This is a genomic window from Mycobacterium sp. HM-7 (assembly GCF_053852335.1).
The window spans coordinates 606,426-628,597 of record NZ_CM132657.1 but is presented as its reverse complement, the minus strand read 5'-3'; the positions used below and the strand labels follow the sequence as shown (position 1 = coordinate 628,597).

Genomic DNA, 22,172 nt, shown 5'->3' with positions numbered 1-22,172 from the left:
TGCGCTCCCCGGTCGTGCTCGCTCCCATGGCGGGTGTGACGAACGTCGCGTTCCGGACTCTCTGCCGCGAGCAGGAGCTGGCCCGCGTGGGCACCGTGAGTGGCCTGTACGTCTGCGAGATGGTCACCGCGCGGGCCCTCGTCGAGCGCAACGCCGCCACGATGCACATGACGACTTTCGCGCCCGAGGAATCGCCCCGCTCGCTGCAGCTCTATACCGTCGACCCGGCCACCACGTACGCTGCGGCCAAGATGATCGTCGACGAGAACATGGCCGACCACATCGACATGAACTTCGGCTGCCCGGTGCCCAAGGTCACGCGCCGCGGCGGCGGTTCGGCCCTGCCCTACAAACGCAAGCTGTTCGGCCAGATCGTGGCAGCCGCCGTGCGCGCGACCGAAGGCACCGACATCCCCGTCACCGTGAAGTTCCGGGTCGGGATCGACGACGCCCACCACACCCATCTCGATGCCGGCCGGATCGCCGCCGAGGAAGGTGCGGCAGCCGTCGCGCTGCATGCGCGCACCGCCGCTCAGCGTTACTCCGGCACCGCCGACTGGGACCAGATCGCCGCGTTGAAAGCGCACGTCACCGGCATCCCGGTGCTCGGTAACGGCGACATCTTCGACGCCGACGACGCGCTGCGCATGATGGCCGAGACCGGTTGCGACGGCGTCGTCATCGGCCGTGGCTGCCTGGGCCGGCCCTGGCTGTTCGCCGAACTTTCGGCGGCCTTCAACGACCAGCCTCGCCCCACCCCGCCGACGCTCGGCGAGATCGCGGACATCATCCGCCGGCACGGTCAGCTGCTCGCCGACCATTTCGGCGAGGACAAGGGCATGCGCGACATCCGCAAGCACGTCGCCTGGTACCTGCACGGGCTGCCCGCCGGCGCCGATCTGCGGCGCGCGCTGGCCCTGGTGAAAACCCTGGCCGAACTGGATGAGCTGCTTACCCAACTGGATTCCGATGTGCCGTTCCCGGACTGCGCAGAGGGCCCGCGAGGCCGGCAGGGGTCGCCGGGTTCCGTGGTGCTGCCCGAAGGCTGGTTGGACGACCCCGACGACTGCACGGTGCCGTTCGGCGCCGACCTGGTCAACTCCGGCGGGTAAGCGTGAGCGACCGCGACCGGACCACCCCCGGTGAGGGTGACGGCGACAGCCCCTGGGTAACGCGTACGGCGCGGGCCTCGGGCTCGGTCCGGGCGCCATGGGAACGAAGCGGTCGCCAGCAGAGCCAACCGGACGACGAGACCGCGGACGACGACGCCACCGGCAGCCACGGCGGCGGCGGCGTCACGGTCGCCGAACTCATCGCCCGGCTCTCGGGTGGCAAGGTCCCGCCCGCGCAGGCCATCGAGGCTCCGTCACCACCCAAAACCCCGGAGCCGCAACGGCCCACACCGAAGCCGGCCCCACCCCGGCGGCCCGAACCGAAGCCCGAGCCCGTGAGCCCGGCGCCTCCGGCCGCCGTGGAACCGGCGCGCGCGACCCGTCGTCGGACCGAAACCGACCCTGTCACAGAGGTTTTCGACGCCCCGCTGGTCGCGCAGGCCGACGCGGTCGAGCTGCCCGAACGGCCGCGTGCCGTGGTTCGCACCGATGTGCGGAACTACATCGATCACCCGGAACGGCCGACGCATGCCGATGCGCCACCAGCGGTCGATCACCACACCCGCCACCGGTTCGCGGTGGCCGGGCGCATCCTCATGGCACTGGCCGCCGTCATCGCGCTGTCGATGACCGGCGCCGCCTGGCAGTGGCAGAACATCAAGAACAACAACATGAACCGCGTCTCGGCGCTGGACCTCAACTCGCGCGACATCCTCGACCCCAACGCGCAGTTCGGTGACGAGAACTTCCTGATCGTCGGCGTGGACAGCCGCTACGGCCAGAACGCGGACATGGGCGCCGGAACCACTGAAGAGGCCGGTGGCGCGCGCTCGGACACCATCATGCTGGTGAACATTCCCGCGAACCGCAAACGTGTTGTGGCCGTCTCGTTCCCGCGCGACCTGGCAATCAAGCAGACGCAGTGCGAAGCCTGGGATCCGAAGACCGGCATGTACGGGCCCATCTACGACGAAGACACCAAAAGCTATGGGCCCGACCAGGTTTACACCGAGACCAAGCTGAATTCGGCGTACTCGTTCGGTGGCCCCAAGTGCCTGGTCAAGGTGCTCCAGAAGCTCTCCGGCCTGTCGATAAACCGGTTCATGGCAGTCGATTTCGCAGGCTTCTCCAAGCTCGTCGACGCGGTCGGCGGCGTCGAGGTGTGCAGCTCCACGCCCCTCGAGGACTACGAGCTGGGCACCGTGCTCGACCACTCCGGCCGTCAGATCATCGACGGCCACACCGCGCTGCAGTACGTCCGCGCCCGCCAGGTCACCACCGAGGTCAACGGCGACTACGGCCGGATCAAGCGCCAGCAGATGTTCCTGTCGTCACTGCTGCGGTCGATGATCTCCAAGGACACCTTCTTCAACATCGGCAAGCTCAACAACGTCGTCAACCTGTTCATCGACGACTCCTCGGTCGACAACGTCACCACCAAGGACCTGGTGCAGCTGGGCCAGTCGATCCAGGGCGTCAGCGCGGGCCGCGTCACCTTCGTCACGGTGCCGACCGGAGTCACCGACTCCGAAGGCAACGAGCCGCCGCGGGTCGACGACATGCGCGCGCTGTTCGACGCGATCATCAACGACGACCCGCTGCCCGAGGAGCGCAACTCCGACAACACCCCGGTTCCGCCCACCCCGGCCGCGCCCAGCACGACCCCGGCCACCTCGGACGGCGACCAGGTCAACACCACGACGACCGACCCGAGCCAGGTGACGGTCCGGGTGTCCAACTCGACCGGCCAGGACGGCCTGGCGGCGACCGCCACCAAAGAACTCGAGCAACACGGCTTCACCGTCAACTCCCCGGACGACTACCAGGGCCAGGTGACGTCGACGACGGTGTTCTTCTCGGCCGGGCAGGAACAGGCCGCCGCGACGGTGGCGTCGACGCTGCCGGGCGCCCATGTCGAGCAGGTTTCCGGTCTCGGAGACGTGGTGCGGGTGGTCCTCGGCACCGATTTCACGTCGGTGGGCAGCCCCGCGTCCAGCGGCTCGGCGGCCCAGATGCGGGTGACCCACGGCAGCCTGTCCGGCGAGCCCACCAAGCTGCCGGAAGACCTCAGCATCACCAACGCTGCCGACACCACCTGCAAATAGCACCTGACCTGTCCCATTCACCGGCCGTTCATTGCCAGATCACGGCATGTCCAATGGCCAGAAAGTAGTCTGGAGCGCATGCGTACCGCGTACCACGAGCAGCTTGAGAGCCTGACCAACCGCCTGGGCGAGATGTGCGGACTGGCGGGTGTTGCCATGGAGCGCGCGACCCAGGCCCTGCTACAGGCCGATCTGGTACTGGCCGAGCAGGTCATCTCCGACCACGAGCACATCGCCGTCCTGAGCACGCAGGCCGAAGAACAGGCCTTCGTCCTGCTGGCTCTGCAGTCGCCGGTCGCCGGTGACCTGCGGTCGGTCGTCGGCTCCATCCAGATCGTCGCCGACGTCGACCGGATGGGCGCGCTGGCGCTGCACGTCGCCAAGATCGCCCGCCGCCGCCACCCGCAGCACGCGCTGCCCGAGGAGGTCAACGGCTACTTCGCCGAGATGGGCCGCCTGGCAGTCGAATTGGGCAACACCGCGCAGGAGGTGCTGCTCACCCAGGACCCCGAGCGCGCCGCCCGTATCCAAGAAGAAGACGACGCGATGGATGACCTGCACCGCCATCTGTTCAGCGTGATGATGGACCGCGAATGGAAGCACGGCGTGACTGCGGCCGTCGACGTGACGCTGCTGAGCCGCTTCTACGAGCGCTTCGCCGACCACGCCGTCGAGGTCGCCCGCCGGGTGATCTTCCAGGTCACCGGCCGCTTCTCCGACGACGACGGCCTGCCGACCATCCGCTAGGACCGCTCGGTTTCACTCGCGAGCTGGGGGCACCTCCCGCTTGCGGGGGAACGTAAAACTGTCGTTTCCGCGCGAAAATCGACAGTTTTACGTCTTTTCGCGAGCGGAAGGTGACCTCAGCTCAGCAGGTATCAGGCGCACGCCGTCCCGATCGGCTGCCAGCAGGTCCTGCAGCATCTTCGCCAGCACCGATAGTTCCGTGGCGGTATAGCGCGCCAGGAAGTCGTGCCGGCCGGCATCCATCTCGTCGTGCATGCGCTGGTGCACCTCGATGAGGATCTTCCCGTCCGCGGTGGGGGTCAGCTGCAGCTCTTTGCGGTTGCCCGGCACCGGTCCACGGATGACGAGGCCGGCGTCGACCAGTCTTTGGACATGTTTCGACACGGTCCCCTTGAGTTGGTCGGCGCGGGCAGCCAGGCCGACCACGCTGATCGGCCCGTCGGCGAGCACCGCCAACAGGTGCAGGCTCAGCGTGGGCAATTCACGCACTGTGCGTTCCAGCCGCGCTGGACAGTGTTCGGCAAGGTAGTCACGTTCGGCATCACTCTCGTCGGTGTCGAACTTGTCCCCCACCGCACCCACCAGTGCACTGATCTCAGTGATCAGCACAGACTTGGTTTTCATGGAAACCATCTTGCCATTCGACGAGCCGGCGGCATATAGTTTCCGAAGAAACTATATCTAGCCGAGGAGCAACATGAAGGCAGCGGTCGTGCACGAATGGGGCCAGCAGCCCCGGTACCTGGATTTCCCCGAACCCACATCGCGCGGCGGCGCCGTCGTCGCCGCCGTGGAGGCATCGGCGCTGACCAACCTCAGTCGCATGGTCATCATGGGAAAGCACTACAGCAGCAAGGAGATTCAGCTCCCTGCCATCGCCGGCGTGGACGGCGTCGCCCGCCTCGACGACGGCTCGCGGGTGTACACCGGATCACTGGCCCCGTACGGGCTGATGGCCGAACGCACTCTCGTCAATCCGGGTGACGCCGTCCCGGTCCCAGAACACGTTGACTCCGTCACTGCTGCCGCGGTGCCCAATCCCGGCATGTCGGCGTGGATGAGCTTGGACTACGCCGCCCAAACCAAACCCGGCGACCACGTGCTGGTCCTCGGCGCCACCGGCGTCACCGGATCACTGGCAGTGCAATTGGCGAAGTTCGTCTTCGGGGCGGGACGCGTCGTGGTGGCCGGCCGCAACCCCGAGCGACTGGAATGGCTACGCACCGTCGGAGCCGACGACGTCATCGCGCTTGGAACCGACGATCTCACCGAAAGCGTTGTGGCACAGCACTCTGCACGACCGTTCGACGCCGTCATCGACTACCTCTGGGGCACACCGGCGCAGCAGACCCTCGCCGCCCTGGCCGCCGCGCATCCGTCGGCCCATTTCCACGCCACGCGCTTCATCCAGGTCGGGTCGATGACCGGGGCGAGCATCGACATCGACGCTGCAACGTTGCGCAGCACCGGGATCGCGCTCCAGGGCGTGGGGATCGGCAGCGTCCCACCCGAGGCCGTGCAGCGCGCCCGCACGGAAGGTCTGCCGCGGCTGTTCGCGATGCTCGAGACTGGCGAACTGCAACTGACCACCGTCGCCCGCCCGCTCGCCGACATCGAAAACGTCTGGGCGGCAAAGGAACCCTCCGGCACCCGCGTGGTCGTCACGCCATAAACCCGCGAGCAGACGTAAAACTGTCGTTTTGCACCCAGAATCGACAGGTTTGCGTCTGCTCGCGGAGTTATCCACAGGGCTGGAAGCAGGATGCTGGCGGTCACCCGACCGGTCCGCGACCATCGAGACATGACGCTCGATGAGGTCTTCGCCACCCATGACGGACTGGCGACCGCCCAGCAGCTACTCGCCACGATGACCGATCGAGCGCTCGCCCGCAGGGTCCGCGCAGGCAAAGTCTTCCGGGTGTGCCACGGCGTCTATTCCGCGCGACCTCCAGACACAACTAGCCGCCTCCGAGCCCTGGACCTGCTATCTGACGTCCCCATCGTCGCATGCATGGGCACCGCTGCCGCAATGTACGGCTTTGACACAGAACAGGACGACCGGACCCACATTCTCGACCCGGGCATGCGCATCCGGACTTCGCTCGACCTCAGCGTTCACCAGCGAATTGGCGCCCCGCTCAAGAGGATTGATGGCAGGCTCGCCACTGCACCCGCATGGACCGCCGTTGAAGTCGCTCGGACACTGAAACGCCCTCGGGTACTGGCCACACTCGATGCCGCACTCCGTAGCGGGACCTGTACCCGGCCGGAACTGCAGGCAGCCCTTGACGAACAACGCGGTCGCCGAGGCGTGGTCGCAGTCCGGGAAATGTTGCCTCTAGCAGATCCGAGAGCCGAGTCGCCGATGGAATCTGAGATGCGGCTGGTCTTCATCGACTGGGAACTGCCTGCCCCCGAGTTGCAGTACGAAATCCGTGACCTTCACGGTCAACTCTGGCGACTCGATTTTGCATGGCCCGAGTTCCGCGTGGCCGCCGAATACGACAGCATGGAGTGGCACTCGAATCCAGTTGCAGTCAAGCATGATCGGATAAAGACAGCGCGCCTGCAGGAGATGAATTGGACCAGCGTTCCGGCAGTGGTCGACGATATCCGGCAATATCCGGTTGAGCTGTGCGCACGGATCAAGCGCCACTTCGACCGCGCGGCCTGAAGGACACTCGCGAACAGACGCAAAACTGTCGTATTTCACGCGGAAATGACAGTTTTACGTCTGTTCGGGGAAGAATGGTGACGCCGGAAGGAGGCGCCCTACCCGAAGCGGCCGGAGATGTAGTCCTCGGTGGCCTTCTTGGTCGGGTTGGAGAAGATCTTCTCGGTGTCGTCGATCTCGATCAACTGGCCCGGCTTGCCGGTGGCCTCGAGGTTGAAGAACGCAGTCTGATCGCTCACGCGCGCAGCCTGCTGCATGTTGTGCGTGACGATCACAATGGTGAAGTCCTGCTTCAGTTCTGCGATCAGATCCTCGATGGCCAGCGTCGAGATCGGGTCCAGTGCCGAGCACGGCTCGTCCATCAGGAGAACATCGGGCTGTACCGCGATGGCGCGGGCGATGCACAGGCGCTGCTGCTGACCACCGGAGAGGCCACCACCGGGCTTCTCGAGGCGGTCCTTGACCTCGTTCCACAGGTTGGCGCCCTTGAGCGACCGCTCGGCCACCTCGTCGAGCGTCTTCTTGTTGCGCACACCCTGCAGCTTCAGTCCCGCCACCACGTTGTCACGAATGGACATGGTGGGGAACGGGTTCGGCCGCTGGAACACCATGCCGATGGTCTTGCGCACGCCGACCGGGTCCACGCCGGGGGCGTAGATGTCGTCACCGTCGAGTAGCACCGAGCCGGTGGCGCGGGCGCCCGGAATCACCTCGTGCATGCGGTTGAGGGTGCGCAGCACCGTCGACTTGCCGCAACCCGAGGGGCCGATGAACGCCGTCACGCTGCGCGGCTCCACCGACAGACTGACGCTCTGCACGGCGTGGAACGCGCCGTAGTAGATGTTGAGATCCTTGAGATCAAGTCGCTTGGCCATTACCGCTACTCCTGCTCAAACTTTTTTCGGGGCAAAGATTTTGGCGCCCACGCGCGCCGCGATGTTCAGCAGGGCGATCAGCAACACCAGGGTTAGCGCGGCGCCCCACATGCGGTCCGTGGGGATCACGTTGGCACCGGCGCCGGCACCGATCTGGTCGTACATCATGCCGGGCAGCGAGCCCATGAAGCCGCCGAACATGTCGAAGTTCATGGCTTGTGCGTAGCCCACCAGGACGAGCAGCGGGGCCGTCTCCCCCATGACGCGGGCCAGCGACAGCATGACGCCCGTCACGATGCCCGACAGCGCAGTCGGGATGACAATGCGCACAATGGTTTTCCACTTGGGAATGCCGAGTGCGTAGCTGGCCTCCCGCAGGTCCATCGGGACAATACGCAGCATCTCTTCAGTGGACCGCACGATGACCGGGATCATCAGCAACACCAACGACAGCGACACCGCGAAGCCGGTCCGCTGGAATCCCAAGGTGGCCACCCACAGCGCGTAGATGAACAGTGCGGCGACGATCGACGGGACACCGGTGAGGATGTCGACCATGAAGGTGGTGATCTTGCCCAACCGGGTGCCGCCGCCGTACTCCACGAGGTACACCGCCACCATCACCCCGATCGGGATCGAGATGACGGCACACACCAGCGCTTGTAGGACGGTACCGACGATGGCGTGGTACGCACCACCGCCCGTCTCGAACGCCGTCATGCCGGACTGCGAGTTGGTGAACCACTCCGCCGATGTCAGCGCCTGATAACCCTTGGTGACAACGGAATACAGCACCCACACGAGCGGGATCAGCGCCACCAGGACCGACAGGCTGACCAGCACCGTGGCCACCCAGTTGGTCGCCTTGCGGCGCAGACCGACGCCCTCGAACGATTGGTGCTTGACCGGCCGTTCCAGCATCGCCGCCATCTTGGCGTTCATTTGGCGCCCCTTCCGGCCACGACGGCGCGTGCCGCGGAGTTCACCACAAAGGTGAGGATGAACAGCACCAGGCCGGCCGCGATGTAGGCGCCCGCCTTGTACTGATCGTTGAATTCGCTTGCGGTCGCGGCGATCTTGCTCGCGAAGGTGTAGCCGCCGTCGAACAGCGTCCAACTGAACTGGGTCTGGGTGCCGCGCAGGATGATCAAGAGCGCGATGGTCTCACCGAGAGCGCGGCCGAGGCCGAGCATCGCACCACTGATGTATCCCGACAGACCGAACGGCAGGACCGTGGTGCGCACGACTTCCCAGCGGGTGGCGCCCAGCGCCAGCGCGGCCTCGATCTGGCCGCGGGGTGTCTGCACGAAGACCTCACGGCTCACCGCGGTGATGATCGGCAGGATCATCACCGCGAGCACGATGCCCGCCGTGAAGACCGTGCCACCGCCGGCGACCGAGGCGTTACCGGTCTTGAACAGGAACAGCCAGTCCAGATTCTCGTTGAGCCACAACGCAAACGGCTTGAGCACGGGAGCCAGGACGTACAGGCCCCACACGCCGTAGACGATCGACGGCACGGCGGCCAGCAGGTCCACGACATAGGCCAGCGGACCGGCCAGCCGGCGCGGCGCGTACTGGGTCTGGAAGATCGCGATACCCAACGCGACCGGCATCGCGATCAGCAGCGCGAACACCGACACGAAGACGGTGACCTGCAGCAGATCGAGGATGCCGAAGTGCATCGCCGAGGTGTCGGTGGTGACCCAGTTGCCGCCGAAGGTGAAGAAGTTCTCCTTGTTGCGGGCCAGCGCCGGGATGGCGCGCCACAGCAGGAACACACCGATGGCCGCGATGAGCGCGACGATCAGTACGCCGGAGCCTTCAGCGAGCAGGCGGAAGACCCGGTCGCCCATGCGGACTTTCGAGCCCTTCAGCGGGTCGAGAGACACCGGCGTCGGCTCAGGAAAGGGTGCGGCGAGCGCCTCCCCCGACCCCGCGTCGGCTGGATTCGGTGTTGTCACTGTCATCCTGTCAGGAACCTAACGGTCGTGGGCTCCGGTTCCATCCTCACCGGGATGGAACCGGAGCGCCAGCGCTGCTTAAGCGATTGCGTCAACCGACTGCAGCAGACGCGCCTTGAAAGCGTCGGGCAGCGGGATGTAGCCCGCCTTCGACAGGTTGGCCTGGCCCTGGTTGGCGGCCACCTTGAGGAACGACTTCACTGCCGCGGAGGTGTCGGCGTCGTAGCCCTTCGAGCAGACGATCTCGTAGGTGGCCAGCACCAGCGGGTATGCGCCGGCTTCCTTGGTCGAGTACAGCGACTTCAGGTCGAGGGCCAGGTCGTTGCCCTCCTTGGCGAACTTGGCCGAGGCGATGGCCTTCTTGGCGTTGTCGTCGGTCAGTTCGACTGCGCCCGAACCGGTGTCGATCTGCGCGAACGGCAGGCCGGCGGCCGCGGCCGGGCTCTTCTCGACGTAACCGATGGCACCCGGGGTGGCCTGGACGGCCTGCACGACACCGGCCGACTTCTGCGCGCCTTCACCGGCGCCGCCCTGGAACTCGCTGCCGGCGCCCTTCTTCCAGCTCTCCGGAGCGGCAGCGGCCAGGTACTTCTGGAAGTTGTCGGTGGTGCCCGACGAGTCCGAGCGGTAGACCGGCTTGATGTCGGTGTCCGGCAGGGTGGTGCCGGCGTTCAGCGCGGCGATGGCCGGGTCGTTCCACTTCTTGATCTCGCCCTGGAAGATCTTCGCCAGCACGTCGGCGTTGACGACGAGCTTGCTCACGCCCTCGAGGTGGTAGGCCATGGCGACGGGGCCGAAGACCAGCGGCAGGTTCCACGCCGGGTTGCCACCGCAGCGCTCGGCAGCCTTCTCGATCTGCTCCTTGGCCAGCGCCGAATCGGAACCGGCGAAGTCGACCTGCTTGGCGATGAACTGCTGGCGGCCGGCGCCCGAGCCGGTGCCGTTGTAGGACAGGTTCTTGCCCGAGCAAGCCTGGCCCCAAGCCTTGTTGAATTCGGCGATCGCGTTCTGCTGGGCAGTCGAGCCCTCGGCGGTCAGCGCGTTCTTGCCGCCGCACTCGGCGGACGAACCGGACGTCGACGACGCGGTACCGGACTTGTTGTCGTTGCCACACGCGGTCATGCCGACGGCAAGCGATGCGGCCGCTGCGGTGACGACGAATGCTTTACCGATGCTGGTGAACTTCACGGGTCCTACTTTCGGTGTCGGCCGATGGTCGGCTTTCAAGGGTCGGCTTCCGACTCCCGCGCAACGTATGCGGCTGTGGTGGACGCATTCCTGATGCCGAATGAACACCGGGTGAACACGATCAGCGACTTTTCAGCCAACCCGCTGTTTCAGCTAACGGTCGGAGGTCCCGCGTACGCGACGTCGGCGCTGTACAGCTCGAACCCGAGACGTCGGTATGTCTTCACCGCCGCGGTGTTGTCTGCCTCGACATACAGCAGTACGGTCCCGTCGGGACCGAGCCGGTCGGCCAGGTAGTGCAGGCCGGCCAGCGTCAGCAACGCACCGAGGCCACGACCCTGCGCGTCCGGGCCCACCCCGACGACGTACACCTCGCCCAGGCCCGAGCCCGGGTGAATCTTCGTCCAGTGGAAGCCGAGCAACCGCTCCCCAGCGGTGTCGGCGGCGTCATAGGCCAGGAACAACCCGGCCGGGTCGAACCACGACTCACCCCGGCGCTCGTCCACCTCGGCCTGCGTCCAGCCGCCCTGTTCGGGGTGCCAGTGGAACGCCGCGTTGTTGACGCGGAGCAGTTCGGCGTCGACCTCGGGCCCCGGATACGTGGTCAGCCGCACGCCCGGGACATCGGTCAGCGCAGGTAGTGGGGACAACGAACGGCGCATCTGCCAGAGCTCGCGCACCGCGGTCAGGCCGAGTGCCGCGGCGGTGGCACAGGCGGCATCGAGGTTGCCGTGCGCCCAGATTCGGGTGCTCGGGCCACCGGCCGCCAGGCCGGTGCGGATCAGGTCGCTGCCGATCCCGCGGCGGCGCGCCTCGACGGCGACGACGGTCTCGGCCATGTCCGGCGCGAGGTTCAGATAGCCGACCAGCGTGCCGGAGTCGTGGGCCAGCAGATGCCGCGTGCGGTTCAACGGCAGCTCCCGCAGCACCTGGTCGCCAACCGGGGCCACGCCGTCCGCGGCGGTCGCCGCGACGACGAGTGCGCGGATGGCGGCCTGATCGTCAGGACTCAGCGCGGTATGCCAGCTCAGTTCCGTCACTGGGCGGGCTGGGTCTGGCGGGTGCCGTTGTCGACGTCGCCGGAATCGCCGGCGTCGTCGTCCTCGTCGATGTCGTCGACGGCCTCGGCGGCCCCGTTGGTGCGGCCGCGCGCGGGCCGGACGGCTTTGTAACCGACGTTGCGGACGGTACCGATCAGCGACTCGTAGTCCGGGCCGAGTTTGGCGCGCAGGCGCCGAACATGCACGTCGACGGTGCGAGTGCCGCCGAAGAAGTCGTAGCCCCACACCTCCTGGAGCAGCTGAGCGCGGGTGAACACCCGGCCGGCGTGCTGAGCCAGGTACTTCAGCAGCTCGAATTCCTTATAGGTCAGATCCAGGGGCTTGCCACGCAGCCGGGCGGTGTAGGTGCCCTCGTCGATGACGAGCTCGCCGAGGGTGATCTTGCCGGCGCTCTGCTGGTCGGCGACGCCGTTGCGGCGTCCTACCAGCAGTCGCAGCCGGGCGTCGATCTCGGCCGGGCCGGTGCCGGGCAGCAGGATTTCGTCGATGCCCCATTCGATGTTGACGGCGACCAGACCGCCTTCGTTGACCACGGCCACGACGGGGACGGACGCGCCGGTGCTACCCAGCAGACGACAGAGTCCGCGGGCGGCCGCGAGATCGGTGCGCGCATCGACGATCGCCACATCGGCGTTGCCGGCTTCCAGCAACGACGACACCTCGGTGGGTGCCGGCCGCACGCTGTGCGGGAGCAGCGCCAGCGCCGGGAGTACCGACTCCGGGTGCGGGTCGACGGTCAGTAGCAGAAGATCCAACGGGTCCTCCAGTGCGTCCGGGGCCGTACCGGACGCTCCCCGGCGACGACGCTGTCGCGGTTCAATCCGATTCAACCCCGGAGAATCATGGCTGACACGTGACCGTTACCGGCCAACGATCATCTAACGATAGCTTGCCACCTGCGATTTAGCGGTGTTGAACGGCCGGTCGCGGCGCTGGGTGGCTGGGCGTAAGCCAGAATGTCCGGATGCGTAAGGTGCTGACCCGGCTGCTGATCCCGGCGGTCGTGCTGATCCTCGTGGTCGTCGGCACCGATTTCGGCTTCGCGATCTTCGCCGAATACCGGATGGCCCGCAGCGTCCGCACCGCCGCCCACCTGCACTTCGATCCGTGGGTGTCGATCCTTGGTTTCCCGTTCGGAACCCAGGCTGCGCGCGGCCGCTACCAGCAGGTGGAGGTGAAGGCCCCCGGTGTCGCGCACCCCGTCGTGGGTAAGGCGTCGATCGAGGCCACGTTGTACGACATGGTGGCGATACCCAAGTCCTGGTTGATCGGGCCGGACGCCAAGTTGGCCTCGACGAGGCTGGAAAGCCGCATCATCGTCGACTCGACCCACGTGGGCCGGTTCATGGGCATCAAAGACCTGCTGGTGGAAGCCCCGACGAACGATTCCAACGACGCCACGGGCGGCACCACAGAGTCCGGCATCTCCGAGAGCCACGGCCTTGTGTTCACCGGCACCCCGACCGCCGCCGGCCTGAACAAGCGCGTCAGCGTCTCGGTGGACTTGTCCGTCACCGGCGCCGACCACACGAACCTGGTGTTCACCGCGACCGACGTGCTCACCGGCCCGGGTACCGCCGAACAGCATGTGGCCGAGGACAAGAAGGCCGCGGTGCTACGGGCCTTCTCCACGACGATGCCGGGGATGAAGCTGCCGTTCGGGCTGACTCCGACGAGCGAGGGCGCCCGCGGCTCCGACGTCATCGTCGAAGGCATCGCCACGGGAGTAACCGTGCCCCTGGACGGGTTCAGACAGTCATGAACTCCACAGTTGTGGTGCTGACGGTCCTGGTCGCCGCCCTCGGGATCGCGTACATCGTCGGCCGACTGCTGACCCTGCGCGCGGGCCTGATGAAGGACGTGACGCCGGCCGAACCGTCCGCCGAAAACGACAACGCCGATCTCGGCCTGTCCACCACCGGACCCACCGTCGTGCATTTCAGCGCAACGTGGTGCGGACCCTGTGCGGCCGTCCGCCGCGTCGTCGACCAGGTGTGCGACGATCTCGGGGTCGAGCATGTCGAGCTCGACCTGGACGCCAATCCCGTTGCGGCCCGACGACTGTCGGTGCTCTCGCTGCCGACGACGTTCATTTTCGATGCCTCCGGGCAGCAGCGGTACCGCACTGCGGGCGTCCCGAAATCCGCTGATCTGCACGAGGCCCTGTTACCGCTGTTGGCCTGAGCACCCCGTTGTTGGGTAAGCTGTCTGCCGTGTTAGCCCCCCGCGAGCTCCTGCTCACCAAGCGTCGCGCAGTAGATCTGTGCCGCGTTGCGGGTTGTTGCTGTTGTTGTTGTAGCTGCTGAGTAGCCGCGCCGTCGTTTCGTGTTGCGCTCCGAGCAGCCTTTCTGTGGACAGTCCACGTTTACAAACAACAGGAGCTTTCCCATGTCAGACAATTCCATCGAAAACTCGCAGGTCGACGTGCGTGGACCCCGCTTCGCAGCCTGGGTCACCACCGGCGTGCTGATTGCTGCGTTGCTGGTCTCGGCCGCGAGCCCGATCGCCGCGGCGGTGACTCTCGGTGTGCAGGCCGTGGTGTTCGCAATCGGCGCGATCGGCGGACCGCGCAAGCACCCGTACGGCCGCATCTTCGCCCGCTTCATCGCGCCGCGGCTGGCGCCGGTGACCGAGAAGGAACCGGTCGCGCCGCTGAAGTTCGCCCAACTCGTCGGGCTGCTGTTTGCCATCGTCGGGACCGTCGGCTTTGCGACGGGCATCACGGGCCTGGGGCTCGGCGCCACCGCTTTCGCGCTGATCGCCGCCTTCCTGAACGCCGCCTTCGGCATCTGCCTGGGCTGCCAGATCTACCCCCTGGTGTCGCGACTGCGCCGCCCGGGTATCCCCGCCACCACCTGACCCGCTAGAGCTCAAAAGCAACCGAAAGGAATTCGTACATGGCACGTTCCGACGTCCTGGTCTCGACCGAATGGGCCGAGAACAACCTCGACACCGCCGGCGTGGTGTTCGTCGAGGTCGACGAGAACACCAGCGCCTACGACGACGAGGGGCACATCCCCGGCGCCGTCAAGCTGGACTGGCGCGATGATCTGCAGGACTCGGTCAAGCGTGACTTCGTCGACCAGCAGCAGTTCTCGAAGCTGTTGTCCGACAAGGGCATCAGCAACGACGACACCGTCGTCCTGTACGGCGGCAACAACAACTGGTTCGCGGCCTACGCCTACTGGTACTTCAAGCTGTACGGGCACGGCGACGTCAAGCTGCTCGACGGTGGCCGCAAGCGCTGGGAGCTCGACGACCGCCCACTGGTCAAGGACGCCACCGTCCGCCCGGCGACCTCGTACGAGGCCCAGCCGATCGACAACAGCATCCGCGCGTTCCGCGACGAGGTGATCGCCGCGATCAACACCAAGAACCTGGTCGACGTGCGTTCACCGGACGAGTTCTCCGGCAAGATTCTGGCGCCCGCGCACCTGCCGCAGGAGCAGAGCCAGCGCCCCGGCCACGTGCCGAGCGCCATCAACGTGCCGTGGAGCCGCGCCGCCAACGACGACGGCACCTTCAAGTCCGACGAGGAGCTGGCGAAGATCTACGCCGACGCCGGCCTCGACGGCGAGAAGGAGACCATCGCGTACTGCCGCATCGGTGAGCGTTCGTCGCACACCTGGTTCGTGCTGCAGGAATTGCTGGGCCACCGGAATGTAAAGAACTACGACGGCAGTTGGACCGAATACGGCTCCCTGGTGGGTGCCCCGATCGAGTTGGGAAACTGATATGTGCTCTGCACCCAAGCAAGGCCTGACGCTGCCGGCCAGCGTTGATCTGGAGAAGGAAACCGTCATCACCGGCCGCGTCGTCGACGGCTCGGGCCAGCCGGTCGGTGGCGCGTTCGTGCGCCTGCTGGACAACACCGACGAATTCACCGCCGAGGTCGTCGCATCGGCCACCGGTGACTTCCGGTTCTTCGCCGCCCCCGGCACCTGGACGCTGCGTGCGCTGTCCAAGGTCGGCAACGGCGACGCCGTGGTGGCGCCGACCGGTGCCGGCATCCACGAGGTCGACGTCAAGGTCGCGTGACCTGAGTTAGTTCTCACTGCCGCGAGCGGCCGTGTTCGTACCCCGACACTCCGTGTCCGGACGTACAAATGCGGCCGCTCGTCGCATGTGAGGGGCCGGTGCGGCGCACGTCACACCGACAGCCCGAGTAATCTGTCTGTCCGTGGTGCTTTTCTTCGAGATCCTGCTGGTCGCGGCCTCGCTGGCCATCACCTGGTTTGCGCTCTACGCGCTGTACCGCCTGATCACCGACGAGTCGTGACGTCCGACCAGGACCCCGCGGACGCGAGCGGCGATTCGGCCTCGGACGGCTTGGGCGAGCTCGGCGCACTGGCCAGTTCGGGCGACCGTGCGATCGCCGCGGCGGCCGATCGCGCCAAGGCCACGGCCGCGCGCAACGTCCCCGGGTTCGACGACCTGCCGCTACCCGCGGACACCGCCAACCTGCGCGAAGGCGCGAACTTCAACGACGCCCTGCTGGCCCTGCTGCCGCTCGTCGGCGTCTGGCGCGGTGAGGGCGAAGGTCGCGATGCCGCCGGTGACTACCGGTTCGGTCAGCAGATCATCGTGTCGCACAACGGCGACGACTACCTCAATTGGGATGCCCGCTCCTGGCGGCTCGACGAGAACGGCGAATATGCCGGTCCGGGGCTGCGCGAGACGGGCTACTGGCGGTTCGTGAACGACCCGGACGATCCGCACGGACAGGACGAGTCGCAGGCCATCGAGCTGCTGCTGGCGCATTCAGCCGGCTACGTCGAACTGTTCTACGGCGCCCCACTGAACCAGGCCAGTTGGGAACTGGCGACCGACGCCCTGGCCCGCAGCAAGTCCGGCGTTCTGGTCGGGGGCGCGAAGCGGCTCTACGGAATCATCGAGAACGGCGACCTGGCCTATGTCGAGGAGCGCGTGGACGCCGACGGCGGCCTGACCCCGCACCTCTCCGCGCGCCTGTCGCGTTTCGTCGGCTGACACTCCCGCCGCCGCGCCGGTCTGCTGACCCGCCCCGGACATGAGGCGACCCCCGAGCCAAGGTTCCTGGTTGGACAAGACCGGGAGGCTCGGGGGCCGGGTGGCTGCGGGAATTCGCGAGTGCGCTCGGACGAATTACCCGGCGCTACTAGCGGGCAGCCACCTCACATGTCCTCAAAGAATCAATCAATTTGTCGGACCACCTCCTTCCCTGTGTACGTGCGACCGTACTCCCAGGTCCGAGCCTCGACAACCGGTTTTTCTCGGGCTCAGAACTGCCCGTCGATCAACTCGGCGATCAGCGTGTCGAAGGGTGAGCCCGCCAACTCGTGCCCGTCGAGCATGCGCACTCGCGCCGCCAGCGTGATCGCCGACAGCAGCCAAACCCCTTGCGCGGCAAGCAAATCCGTGACCAGCACGCGCCGGTACACGCACTCGACACCCTGCGCCGCGGCGGCCGCGAACAGGGCTCGCTGCGTGGTCGACGGCAGGATGGACGACGCATCGGGCGTCACCAGAATCGGTTCACCGGCCGAACCGCGAACCGCCAGAACGACGGCCGACCGCGGACCTTCGAGCACCGCGCCCGTCGCGTCGACGAAGACGGCGTCGCCGGCACCCGCCCGTTCGGCGTGCCGTAGCGCGGCCACGTTCGCCGCATAGGACAGCGACTTCGCGGCGGCCAGCGGCCAGTGGGGCCGCACCAGCGTCACCGCGGCCACGCCGTCGCGGCGGGCCACGGCGGCACGAGCCGGCACCGCGGAAATCATCACGAAGGCCACCACATCGTCGACGCCGCGGCCGAGCACCAGCCGCAACACGCCCTCACCGCCGGGCCACTGGGCGACCGCGGCTGCCACCGCCGCCGGCCACCGGCCGGAATCCGGACCGGGCAGGCCCGCCAGCGCCGCCGAACCCGTCAACCGCGTCAGGTGCTCGTCGAGCAGGAGGACGACGCCGTCACGTACCAGCGCCGTCTCGAAGACTCCGTCGCCGCGGGAGAACACCGGATCGTCGGCGCGAATCGTGGCCCGGCAGCCCTCGACCGCGACGACGATCGGCGGCGGGTCGGTCGGCCTGGTGGTCACGGCCAGAAGGCTAGTCCGGCGCGCGAACTAGGCTCGAAGCATGAGCGCAGTTCCCGCCCCCGAATCCGGACCCGACGCCGGCGCCGTCTGGCACTACGGCGACCCACTCGGGGAGCAGCGGGCCGCCGCCACCGAGGCCGTCATCGTGGACCGCGGTCACCGCGCGACCATCGAACTCACCGGTGATGACCGCCAGAGCTGGCTGCACACCATCTCGAGCCAGCACGTCAGCTCGTTGCCGGAGGGATCCGTCGTCCAGAACTTGAGCCTGGACGGACAGGGCCGCGTCGAGGACCACTGGCTGCAGACCGAACTCGGCGGCGCCACCACGCTGGACACCGAGTCGTGGCGCGGACAGCCGCTCGCCGATTTCCTGCGCAAAATGGTGTTCTGGTCGAAGGTCGAGGTGAACCCGGCCGATCTCACGGTGCTGTCGCTGCTCGGGCCCGCCGTCAACGCACTCGACCTGCCGACGCCGGACCCGGAGTGGACGGCAGCTCCGCTGGCCGAAGGCGGCTTCGTGCGCCGTGTGGGCCCGCAGGAGATCGATCTGGTGGTGCCGCGGGCCGACGCCGCGACGTGGCGGCAGCGGCTCCTCGACGCCGGTGTCCGGCCGGCCGGGCTGTGGGCCTACGAGGCCCTGCGAGTGGCGGCACTGCGGCCGCGGCTGGGTGTCGACACCGACGAGCGGACCATCCCGCAGGAGGTCGGCTGGATCGGCGGCCCCGGCGTCGGAGCCGTGCACCTGGACAAGGGCTGCTACCGCGGCCAGGAGACCGTCGCTCGGGTCCACAATCTGGGCAAGCCGCCCCGCATGCTGGTCCTGCTGCATCTCGATGGCGGTGACGACCGTCCCGCGACGGGTGATCCGATCCTGGCCGGGGGCCGGGCGATCGGCCGGCTGGGCACCGTCGCCGAGCATGTGGATCTGGGGCCGATCGCGCTGGCGCTGCTCAAGCGCGGCGTGCCCGCCGACACCGAGCTGACAACCGGAGGCGAATCCGAGGTGCCCGCCGCGATCGATGCGGACTCGCTGCCTGACGCGGATACCACCGCCGGTGCGGGCCGGGCCGCGGTGGACCGCTTGCGCGGCGGCGCCCGGTAGGCGGCGTCGGCGTGCCGGCTGTCCCCCGTCTTCCTGCATCAAGCCTGAACCGCTCACCTCATCCGCCCTCTGGACGGCCCCTGAGGGTGGCCTGCCAGCATGAGGCCGCCGGGCACGGTAAGCTAACGGCAGGACAATAAACACACTCAGATCGGAGCCGCCTGCACATCGGGCCGCTCCGTTATTGCGCGAGGGGGTCCCCTATGGGCCGCGGCCGGGCAAAGGCAAAGCAGACCAAGGTAGCTCGAGACCTTAAGTACAGCTCACCGCAGACCGATTTCACTCGGTTGCAGCGGGAGCTGTCTAACGACTCCGTTGGTTACAGCTCCAGTGCCATCGATAACGACCTGGAGGACGACGACCCGGCCGACGAGCCCGCCGGTCGTTGGGTCGTACCCGAAGACGACTGGCGTCACTAGACCCCACGTGCGGCCCTGATCCCAGCGCCGCAGGCCTGAACCCGCGCACGACCTGATCGGTCAGAAGCGCGGGTGCTGGCCCACCAACTCGGCGCGAACGCTGCTCTTGCCACCCTTGTTCACGGTGCCCAGAGTCCAGCAGTCCAGGTGCCGGGCAGTCAGAATCGCCAGTGCGCGGTCGGTGTCCTCCGGCGCGACGACGGCGACCATGCCGACTCCCATGTTGAAGGTCTTCTCCATTTCGACCCGCTCCACGCGGCCGCGCTGGGCGATCATCTGGAACACGGGTGCGGGCGTCCAGGTACCGCGGTCCATCTCGGCGGTCAGGCCGTGCGGGATGACGCGTTCCAGGTTCCCGGCCAGTCCGCCGCCGGTGACGTGGCAGAAGGTGCGCACCTGGGTCTCGGCGGCCAGCGCCAGGCAGTCCTTGGCGTAGATGCGGGTCGGCTCGAGCAGTTCTTCACCGAGCGTGCGGCCGAACTCCTCGACGTGCCCGGTCAGGCTCATGCGGTCGATCTCGAGCAGCACCTTGCGGGCCAGCGAGTAGCCGTTGGAGTGCAGGCCGGTGGCGGCCATGGCGATGATCACGTCGCCGGGGCGGACGTTCTCGGGGCCCAGCAGATCGTCGGCCTCGACGACACCGACGCCGGTGGCGGAGATGTCGTAGTGGTCGGGCTCCATCAGACCGGGGTGCTCGGCGGTCTCACCGCCCAGCAGCGCACAGCCCGCCTGCACACAGCCTTCGGCGATGCCCGAGACGATCTCGGCCACCCGCTCGGGCACGGTGCGGCCCACGGCGATGTAGTCCTGCAGGAACAGCGGCTCGGCGCCACACACGACCAGGTCGTCGACGACCATCGCGACAAGGTCGATGCCGACGGTGTCGTGCTTGTCCATGGCCTGTGCCACGGCGAGTTTGGTGCCTACCCCATCGGTCGACGAGGCCAACAGCGGCTCGCGGTATCCGGCTTTCAGGCCGAACAACCCGGCAAAGCCTCCGAGGCCGCCCCGCACCTCGGGGCGGGTGGCCTTCTTCGCGTGGGGCTTGAACAATTCGACGGCGCGATCGCCTGCCTCGATGTCAACCCCCGCCGAAGCGTAGGAGGCGCCAATCGATTCAGCTCGCTCATCCTGGCTAGTCATCGGCCCCAAGGCTACCGGTCGCACCCTCGCCGATGCACCTCGCGCCTGTTGACGGCCGTCAGGTCAGGGGCGACGCAGGGCTGAGGCGTTGTCGTTGTCGGCGGTCAGCGGCAGGCCGGTGCGGGCCGCGGACGCCAGCATGTGCTCGACGACGTTCTTGCCGAGGACGGCTTCACCGGGCAGTTCGATCGGGTAGTTGCCGTCGAAGCAGGCCGCACACAGGCGGGTTGCGGGCTGCTCGGTGGCGGCGATCATGCCCTGCCGGCTGATGTAGCCGAGGGAGTCGGCGCCGATCGCGTGCCGGACCGCCTCGAGCATCTCGTCCTCGCTCGCTTCGGTGCTCTTGGCGTTGGCGATCAGCTCGGCCGGCGTGGCGAAGTCGATGCCGTAGAAGCACGGCCACTTCACCGGCGGCGACGCGATGCGCACGTGCACCTCGACGGCGCCGGCCTCGCGCAGCATGCGGACCAGGGCGCGCTGGGTGTTGCCGCGGACGATCGAGTCGTCGACGACGATCAGCCGCTTGCCGCGGATGACTTCCTTGAGCGGGTTGAGCTTGAGCCGGATACCGAGCTGCCGGATGGTCTGCGACGGCTGGATGAAGGTGCGCCCGACGTAGGCGTTCTTCATCAGGCCCTGGCCGAACGGGATACCCGAGCCCTGTGCGTAGCCGACGGCCGCGGGCACGCCCGATTCGGGCACCCCGATGACCAGGTCGGCGTCGACGGGCTTCTCCTGGGCCAGCCGGCGGCCGATGTCGACGCGGGCGGCGTGCACCGAGCGGCCGGCGATGGTGCTGTCCGGGCGGGCCAGGTAGACGTACTCGAAGACGCAGCTCTTCGGCTCGGGGTTGGCGAACCGGGTGGAGCGCACGCCGTCGGCGTCGATGGCCAGCAGTTCACCTGGCTCGATGTCGCGGACGAACGACGCACCGACGATGTCCAGCGCGGCGGTCTCCGAAGCGACGACCCAGCCGCGGTCCAGCCGGCCGAGGGACAGCGGACGTACGCCGTGCGGATCGCGCGCGGCGTACAGGGTGTTCTCGTCCATGAAGGTCAGGCAGAACGCGCCGCGGACCTGCGGCAGCAGTTCCAGCGCCGATTGTTCCAAGCTCGTGTCGGCGGCGCCGTGCGCGAGCAGGGCACCCAGGATGTCCGAGTCGGTGGTGGCGGCGACGTGGCCACGCGCGTTGATCAGGCCGGCTTCGCGGGCCCGGGCTGCCAGTTCGGCGGTGTTGACCAGGTTGCCGTTGTGGCCGAGCGCGACGCCCGTGCCGGCGGCGGTGTTACGGAACACCGGCTGCGCGTTTTCCCAGGTGGTGGAGCCGGTAGTGGAGTAGCGGCAGTGTCCGACGGCGACGTGGCCGTGCATGGCGGCCAGGGTCTGCTCGTCGAATACCTGACTGACCAGGCCGAGGTCCTTGAACACCAGGATCTGGGATCCGTCGGCGACGGCGATGCCTGCCGCTTCCTGCCCTCTGTGCTGCAGCGCATAAAGGCCGTAGTACGTGAGCTTCGCCACGTCCTCGCCAGGGGCCCAGACCCCGAATACGCCGCATTCCTCGCGTGGCTCGTTCTCGGTCTGTTCGGTCACGATAGGGCTGCTCCCGGGGAGGCGGTTGGTGACAGGAATGAGTCTACGGTCCTGCCGGCCGGGAAACGGAATCGAATCGTGCGTCCGTCATCGCGTCGGGCAGCGGCGG

The 22,172-nt window shown here is 67.4% G+C and carries 24 protein-coding genes; 14 read left to right on the top strand and 10 right to left on the bottom strand.

Translation table 11 applies throughout. The features are described 5' to 3' along the window. Window positions 1-26: 26 nt before the first annotated feature. The 3 genes from dusB (at window position 27) to phoU (ending at window position 3,964) form a co-directional block, all read left to right on the top strand. On the top strand, window positions 27-1,112 hold the full coding sequence (gene dusB / locus ACWW1C_RS02925; protein WP_455982043.1) for a tRNA dihydrouridine synthase DusB: 1,086 nt from the start codon (window positions 27-29) through the stop codon (window positions 1,110-1,112). A gap of 2 nt (window positions 1,113-1,114) precedes the next feature. Beyond that, the gene (locus ACWW1C_RS02920; protein WP_455982042.1) at window positions 1,115-3,217 is read left to right on the top strand and encodes an LCP family protein; all 2,103 of its coding nucleotides are present in this window, start codon (window positions 1,115-1,117) and stop codon (window positions 3,215-3,217) included. A 78-nt stretch (window positions 3,218-3,295) separates the two neighbouring features. Next, window positions 3,296-3,964 carry a phosphate signaling complex protein PhoU gene (phoU, locus tag ACWW1C_RS02915; protein WP_455982041.1) on the top strand — a complete coding sequence of 223 codons (669 nt, stop codon included), beginning with the start codon at window positions 3,296-3,298 and terminating at the stop codon, window positions 3,962-3,964. Window positions 3,965-4,051: 87 nt separating this feature from the next. On the opposite strand, the gene ACWW1C_RS02910 is transcribed toward phoU, so the two are convergent. Next, window positions 4,052-4,588, bottom strand: coding sequence for a MarR family winged helix-turn-helix transcriptional regulator (locus tag ACWW1C_RS02910; protein ID WP_455982040.1), 537 nt, complete (start codon window positions 4,586-4,588; stop codon window positions 4,052-4,054). A gap of 73 nt (window positions 4,589-4,661) precedes the next feature. Here ACWW1C_RS02910 and ACWW1C_RS02905 point away from each other — a divergent pair, with 73 nt between their 5' ends. Continuing rightward, window positions 4,662-5,636 (top strand): quinone oxidoreductase family protein, encoded by a 975-nt coding sequence (locus ACWW1C_RS02905; RefSeq protein WP_455982039.1) that lies wholly within the window; start codon window positions 4,662-4,664, stop codon window positions 5,634-5,636. Window positions 5,637-5,765: 129 nt separating this feature from the next. Continuing rightward, a complete protein-coding gene (locus tag ACWW1C_RS02900) occupies window positions 5,766-6,638 on the top strand; it encodes a type IV toxin-antitoxin system AbiEi family antitoxin domain-containing protein (RefSeq protein WP_455982038.1) in 873 nt (290 codons plus the stop codon). A gap of 98 nt (window positions 6,639-6,736) precedes the next feature. On the opposite strand, the gene pstB is transcribed toward ACWW1C_RS02900, so the two are convergent. The 6 genes from pstB to ACWW1C_RS02870 form a co-directional block, all read right to left on the bottom strand. Continuing rightward, window positions 6,737-7,513: a phosphate ABC transporter ATP-binding protein PstB gene (gene pstB / locus ACWW1C_RS02895; protein ID WP_455982037.1), complete on the bottom strand. Its 777-nt coding sequence runs from the start codon at window positions 7,511-7,513 to the stop codon at window positions 6,737-6,739. A gap of 15 nt (window positions 7,514-7,528) precedes the next feature. Continuing rightward, window positions 7,529-8,443 (bottom strand): phosphate ABC transporter permease PstA, encoded by a 915-nt coding sequence (pstA, locus tag ACWW1C_RS02890; RefSeq protein ID WP_455984120.1) that lies wholly within the window; start codon window positions 8,441-8,443, stop codon window positions 7,529-7,531. Window positions 8,444-8,451: 8 nt separating this feature from the next. Beyond that, window positions 8,452-9,483 (bottom strand): phosphate ABC transporter permease subunit PstC, encoded by a 1,032-nt coding sequence (gene pstC / locus ACWW1C_RS02885; RefSeq protein ID WP_455982036.1) that lies wholly within the window; start codon window positions 9,481-9,483, stop codon window positions 8,452-8,454. A 72-nt stretch (window positions 9,484-9,555) separates the two neighbouring features. Further along, entirely contained in the window at window positions 9,556-10,665 is a 1,110-nt protein-coding gene (gene pstS / locus ACWW1C_RS02880; protein ID WP_455982035.1) for a phosphate ABC transporter substrate-binding protein PstS, read from the bottom strand. A gap of 149 nt (window positions 10,666-10,814) precedes the next feature. Further along, window positions 10,815-11,705, bottom strand: coding sequence for a mycothiol synthase (mshD, locus tag ACWW1C_RS02875; RefSeq protein ID WP_455982034.1), 891 nt, complete (start codon window positions 11,703-11,705; stop codon window positions 10,815-10,817). Beyond that, on the bottom strand, window positions 11,702-12,481 hold the full coding sequence (locus tag ACWW1C_RS02870; protein ID WP_455982033.1) for a winged helix-turn-helix transcriptional regulator: 780 nt from the start codon (window positions 12,479-12,481) through the stop codon (window positions 11,702-11,704). Before ACWW1C_RS02870 ends, mshD begins: the two co-directional genes overlap by 4 nt. A gap of 209 nt (window positions 12,482-12,690) precedes the next feature. On the opposite strand from ACWW1C_RS02870, the gene lmeA reads away from it, so the two are divergent. From lmeA to ACWW1C_RS02835, 7 genes are all read left to right on the top strand, one after another. Further along, window positions 12,691-13,488: a mannan chain length control protein LmeA gene (gene lmeA, locus ACWW1C_RS02865; protein ID WP_455982032.1), complete on the top strand. Its 798-nt coding sequence runs from the start codon at window positions 12,691-12,693 to the stop codon at window positions 13,486-13,488. Further along, window positions 13,485-13,910: a thioredoxin family protein gene (locus tag ACWW1C_RS02860; protein ID WP_455982031.1), complete on the top strand. Its 426-nt coding sequence runs from the start codon at window positions 13,485-13,487 to the stop codon at window positions 13,908-13,910. The genes lmeA and ACWW1C_RS02860 overlap by 4 nt, the downstream gene beginning before the upstream one ends. A 29-nt stretch (window positions 13,911-13,939) precedes the next feature. Next, a complete protein-coding gene (locus tag ACWW1C_RS02855) occupies window positions 13,940-14,032 on the top strand; it encodes an Ms5788A family Cys-rich leader peptide (RefSeq protein WP_350224456.1) in 93 nt (30 codons plus the stop codon). Window positions 14,033-14,114: 82 nt separating this feature from the next. Then, window positions 14,115-14,585, top strand: a complete 471-nt coding sequence (locus ACWW1C_RS02850; protein ID WP_455982030.1) for a DUF4395 domain-containing protein — start codon at window positions 14,115-14,117, stop codon at window positions 14,583-14,585. 38 nt (window positions 14,586-14,623) lie between these two features. Next, complete coding sequence (locus ACWW1C_RS02845) at window positions 14,624-15,460, top strand: sulfurtransferase (protein ID WP_455982029.1); 837 nt, start codon at window positions 14,624-14,626, stop codon at window positions 15,458-15,460. 1 nt (window position 15,461) lies between these two features. Next, window positions 15,462-15,764, top strand: a complete 303-nt coding sequence (locus ACWW1C_RS02840; protein WP_138228477.1) for a DUF1416 domain-containing protein — start codon at window positions 15,462-15,464, stop codon at window positions 15,762-15,764. A 291-nt stretch (window positions 15,765-16,055) separates the two neighbouring features. Beyond that, window positions 16,056-16,715, top strand: coding sequence for an FABP family protein (locus ACWW1C_RS02835; RefSeq protein ID WP_455984119.1), 660 nt, complete (start codon window positions 16,056-16,058; stop codon window positions 16,713-16,715). Window positions 16,716-16,984: 269 nt separating this feature from the next. On the opposite strand, the gene ACWW1C_RS02830 is transcribed toward ACWW1C_RS02835, so the two are convergent. Further along, window positions 16,985-17,773 carry an aminotransferase class IV gene (locus tag ACWW1C_RS02830; protein ID WP_455984118.1) on the bottom strand — a complete coding sequence of 263 codons (789 nt, stop codon included), beginning with the start codon at window positions 17,771-17,773 and terminating at the stop codon, window positions 16,985-16,987. 70 nt (window positions 17,774-17,843) lie between these two features. Between ACWW1C_RS02830 and ygfZ the strand changes: the two genes are divergently transcribed. Together ygfZ and ACWW1C_RS02820 are read left to right on the top strand one after the other, a co-directional pair. Beyond that, window positions 17,844-18,908 carry a CAF17-like 4Fe-4S cluster assembly/insertion protein YgfZ gene (gene ygfZ / locus ACWW1C_RS02825; protein WP_455982028.1) on the top strand — a complete coding sequence of 355 codons (1,065 nt, stop codon included), beginning with the start codon at window positions 17,844-17,846 and terminating at the stop codon, window positions 18,906-18,908. 203 nt (window positions 18,909-19,111) lie between these two features. Then, window positions 19,112-19,327 (top strand): DUF3073 domain-containing protein, encoded by a 216-nt coding sequence (locus ACWW1C_RS02820; protein ID WP_455982027.1) that lies wholly within the window; start codon window positions 19,112-19,114, stop codon window positions 19,325-19,327. A gap of 60 nt (window positions 19,328-19,387) precedes the next feature. On the opposite strand, the gene purM is transcribed toward ACWW1C_RS02820, so the two are convergent. Together purM and purF are read right to left on the bottom strand one after the other, a co-directional pair. After that, window positions 19,388-20,470 carry a phosphoribosylformylglycinamidine cyclo-ligase gene (purM, locus tag ACWW1C_RS02815; RefSeq protein ID WP_455982026.1) on the bottom strand — a complete coding sequence of 361 codons (1,083 nt, stop codon included), beginning with the start codon at window positions 20,468-20,470 and terminating at the stop codon, window positions 19,388-19,390. A 63-nt stretch (window positions 20,471-20,533) separates the two neighbouring features. Continuing rightward, the gene (gene purF / locus ACWW1C_RS02810) at window positions 20,534-22,066 is read right to left on the bottom strand and encodes an amidophosphoribosyltransferase (RefSeq protein WP_455984117.1); all 1,533 of its coding nucleotides are present in this window, start codon (window positions 22,064-22,066) and stop codon (window positions 20,534-20,536) included. Window positions 22,067-22,172 lie beyond the last annotated feature (106 nt).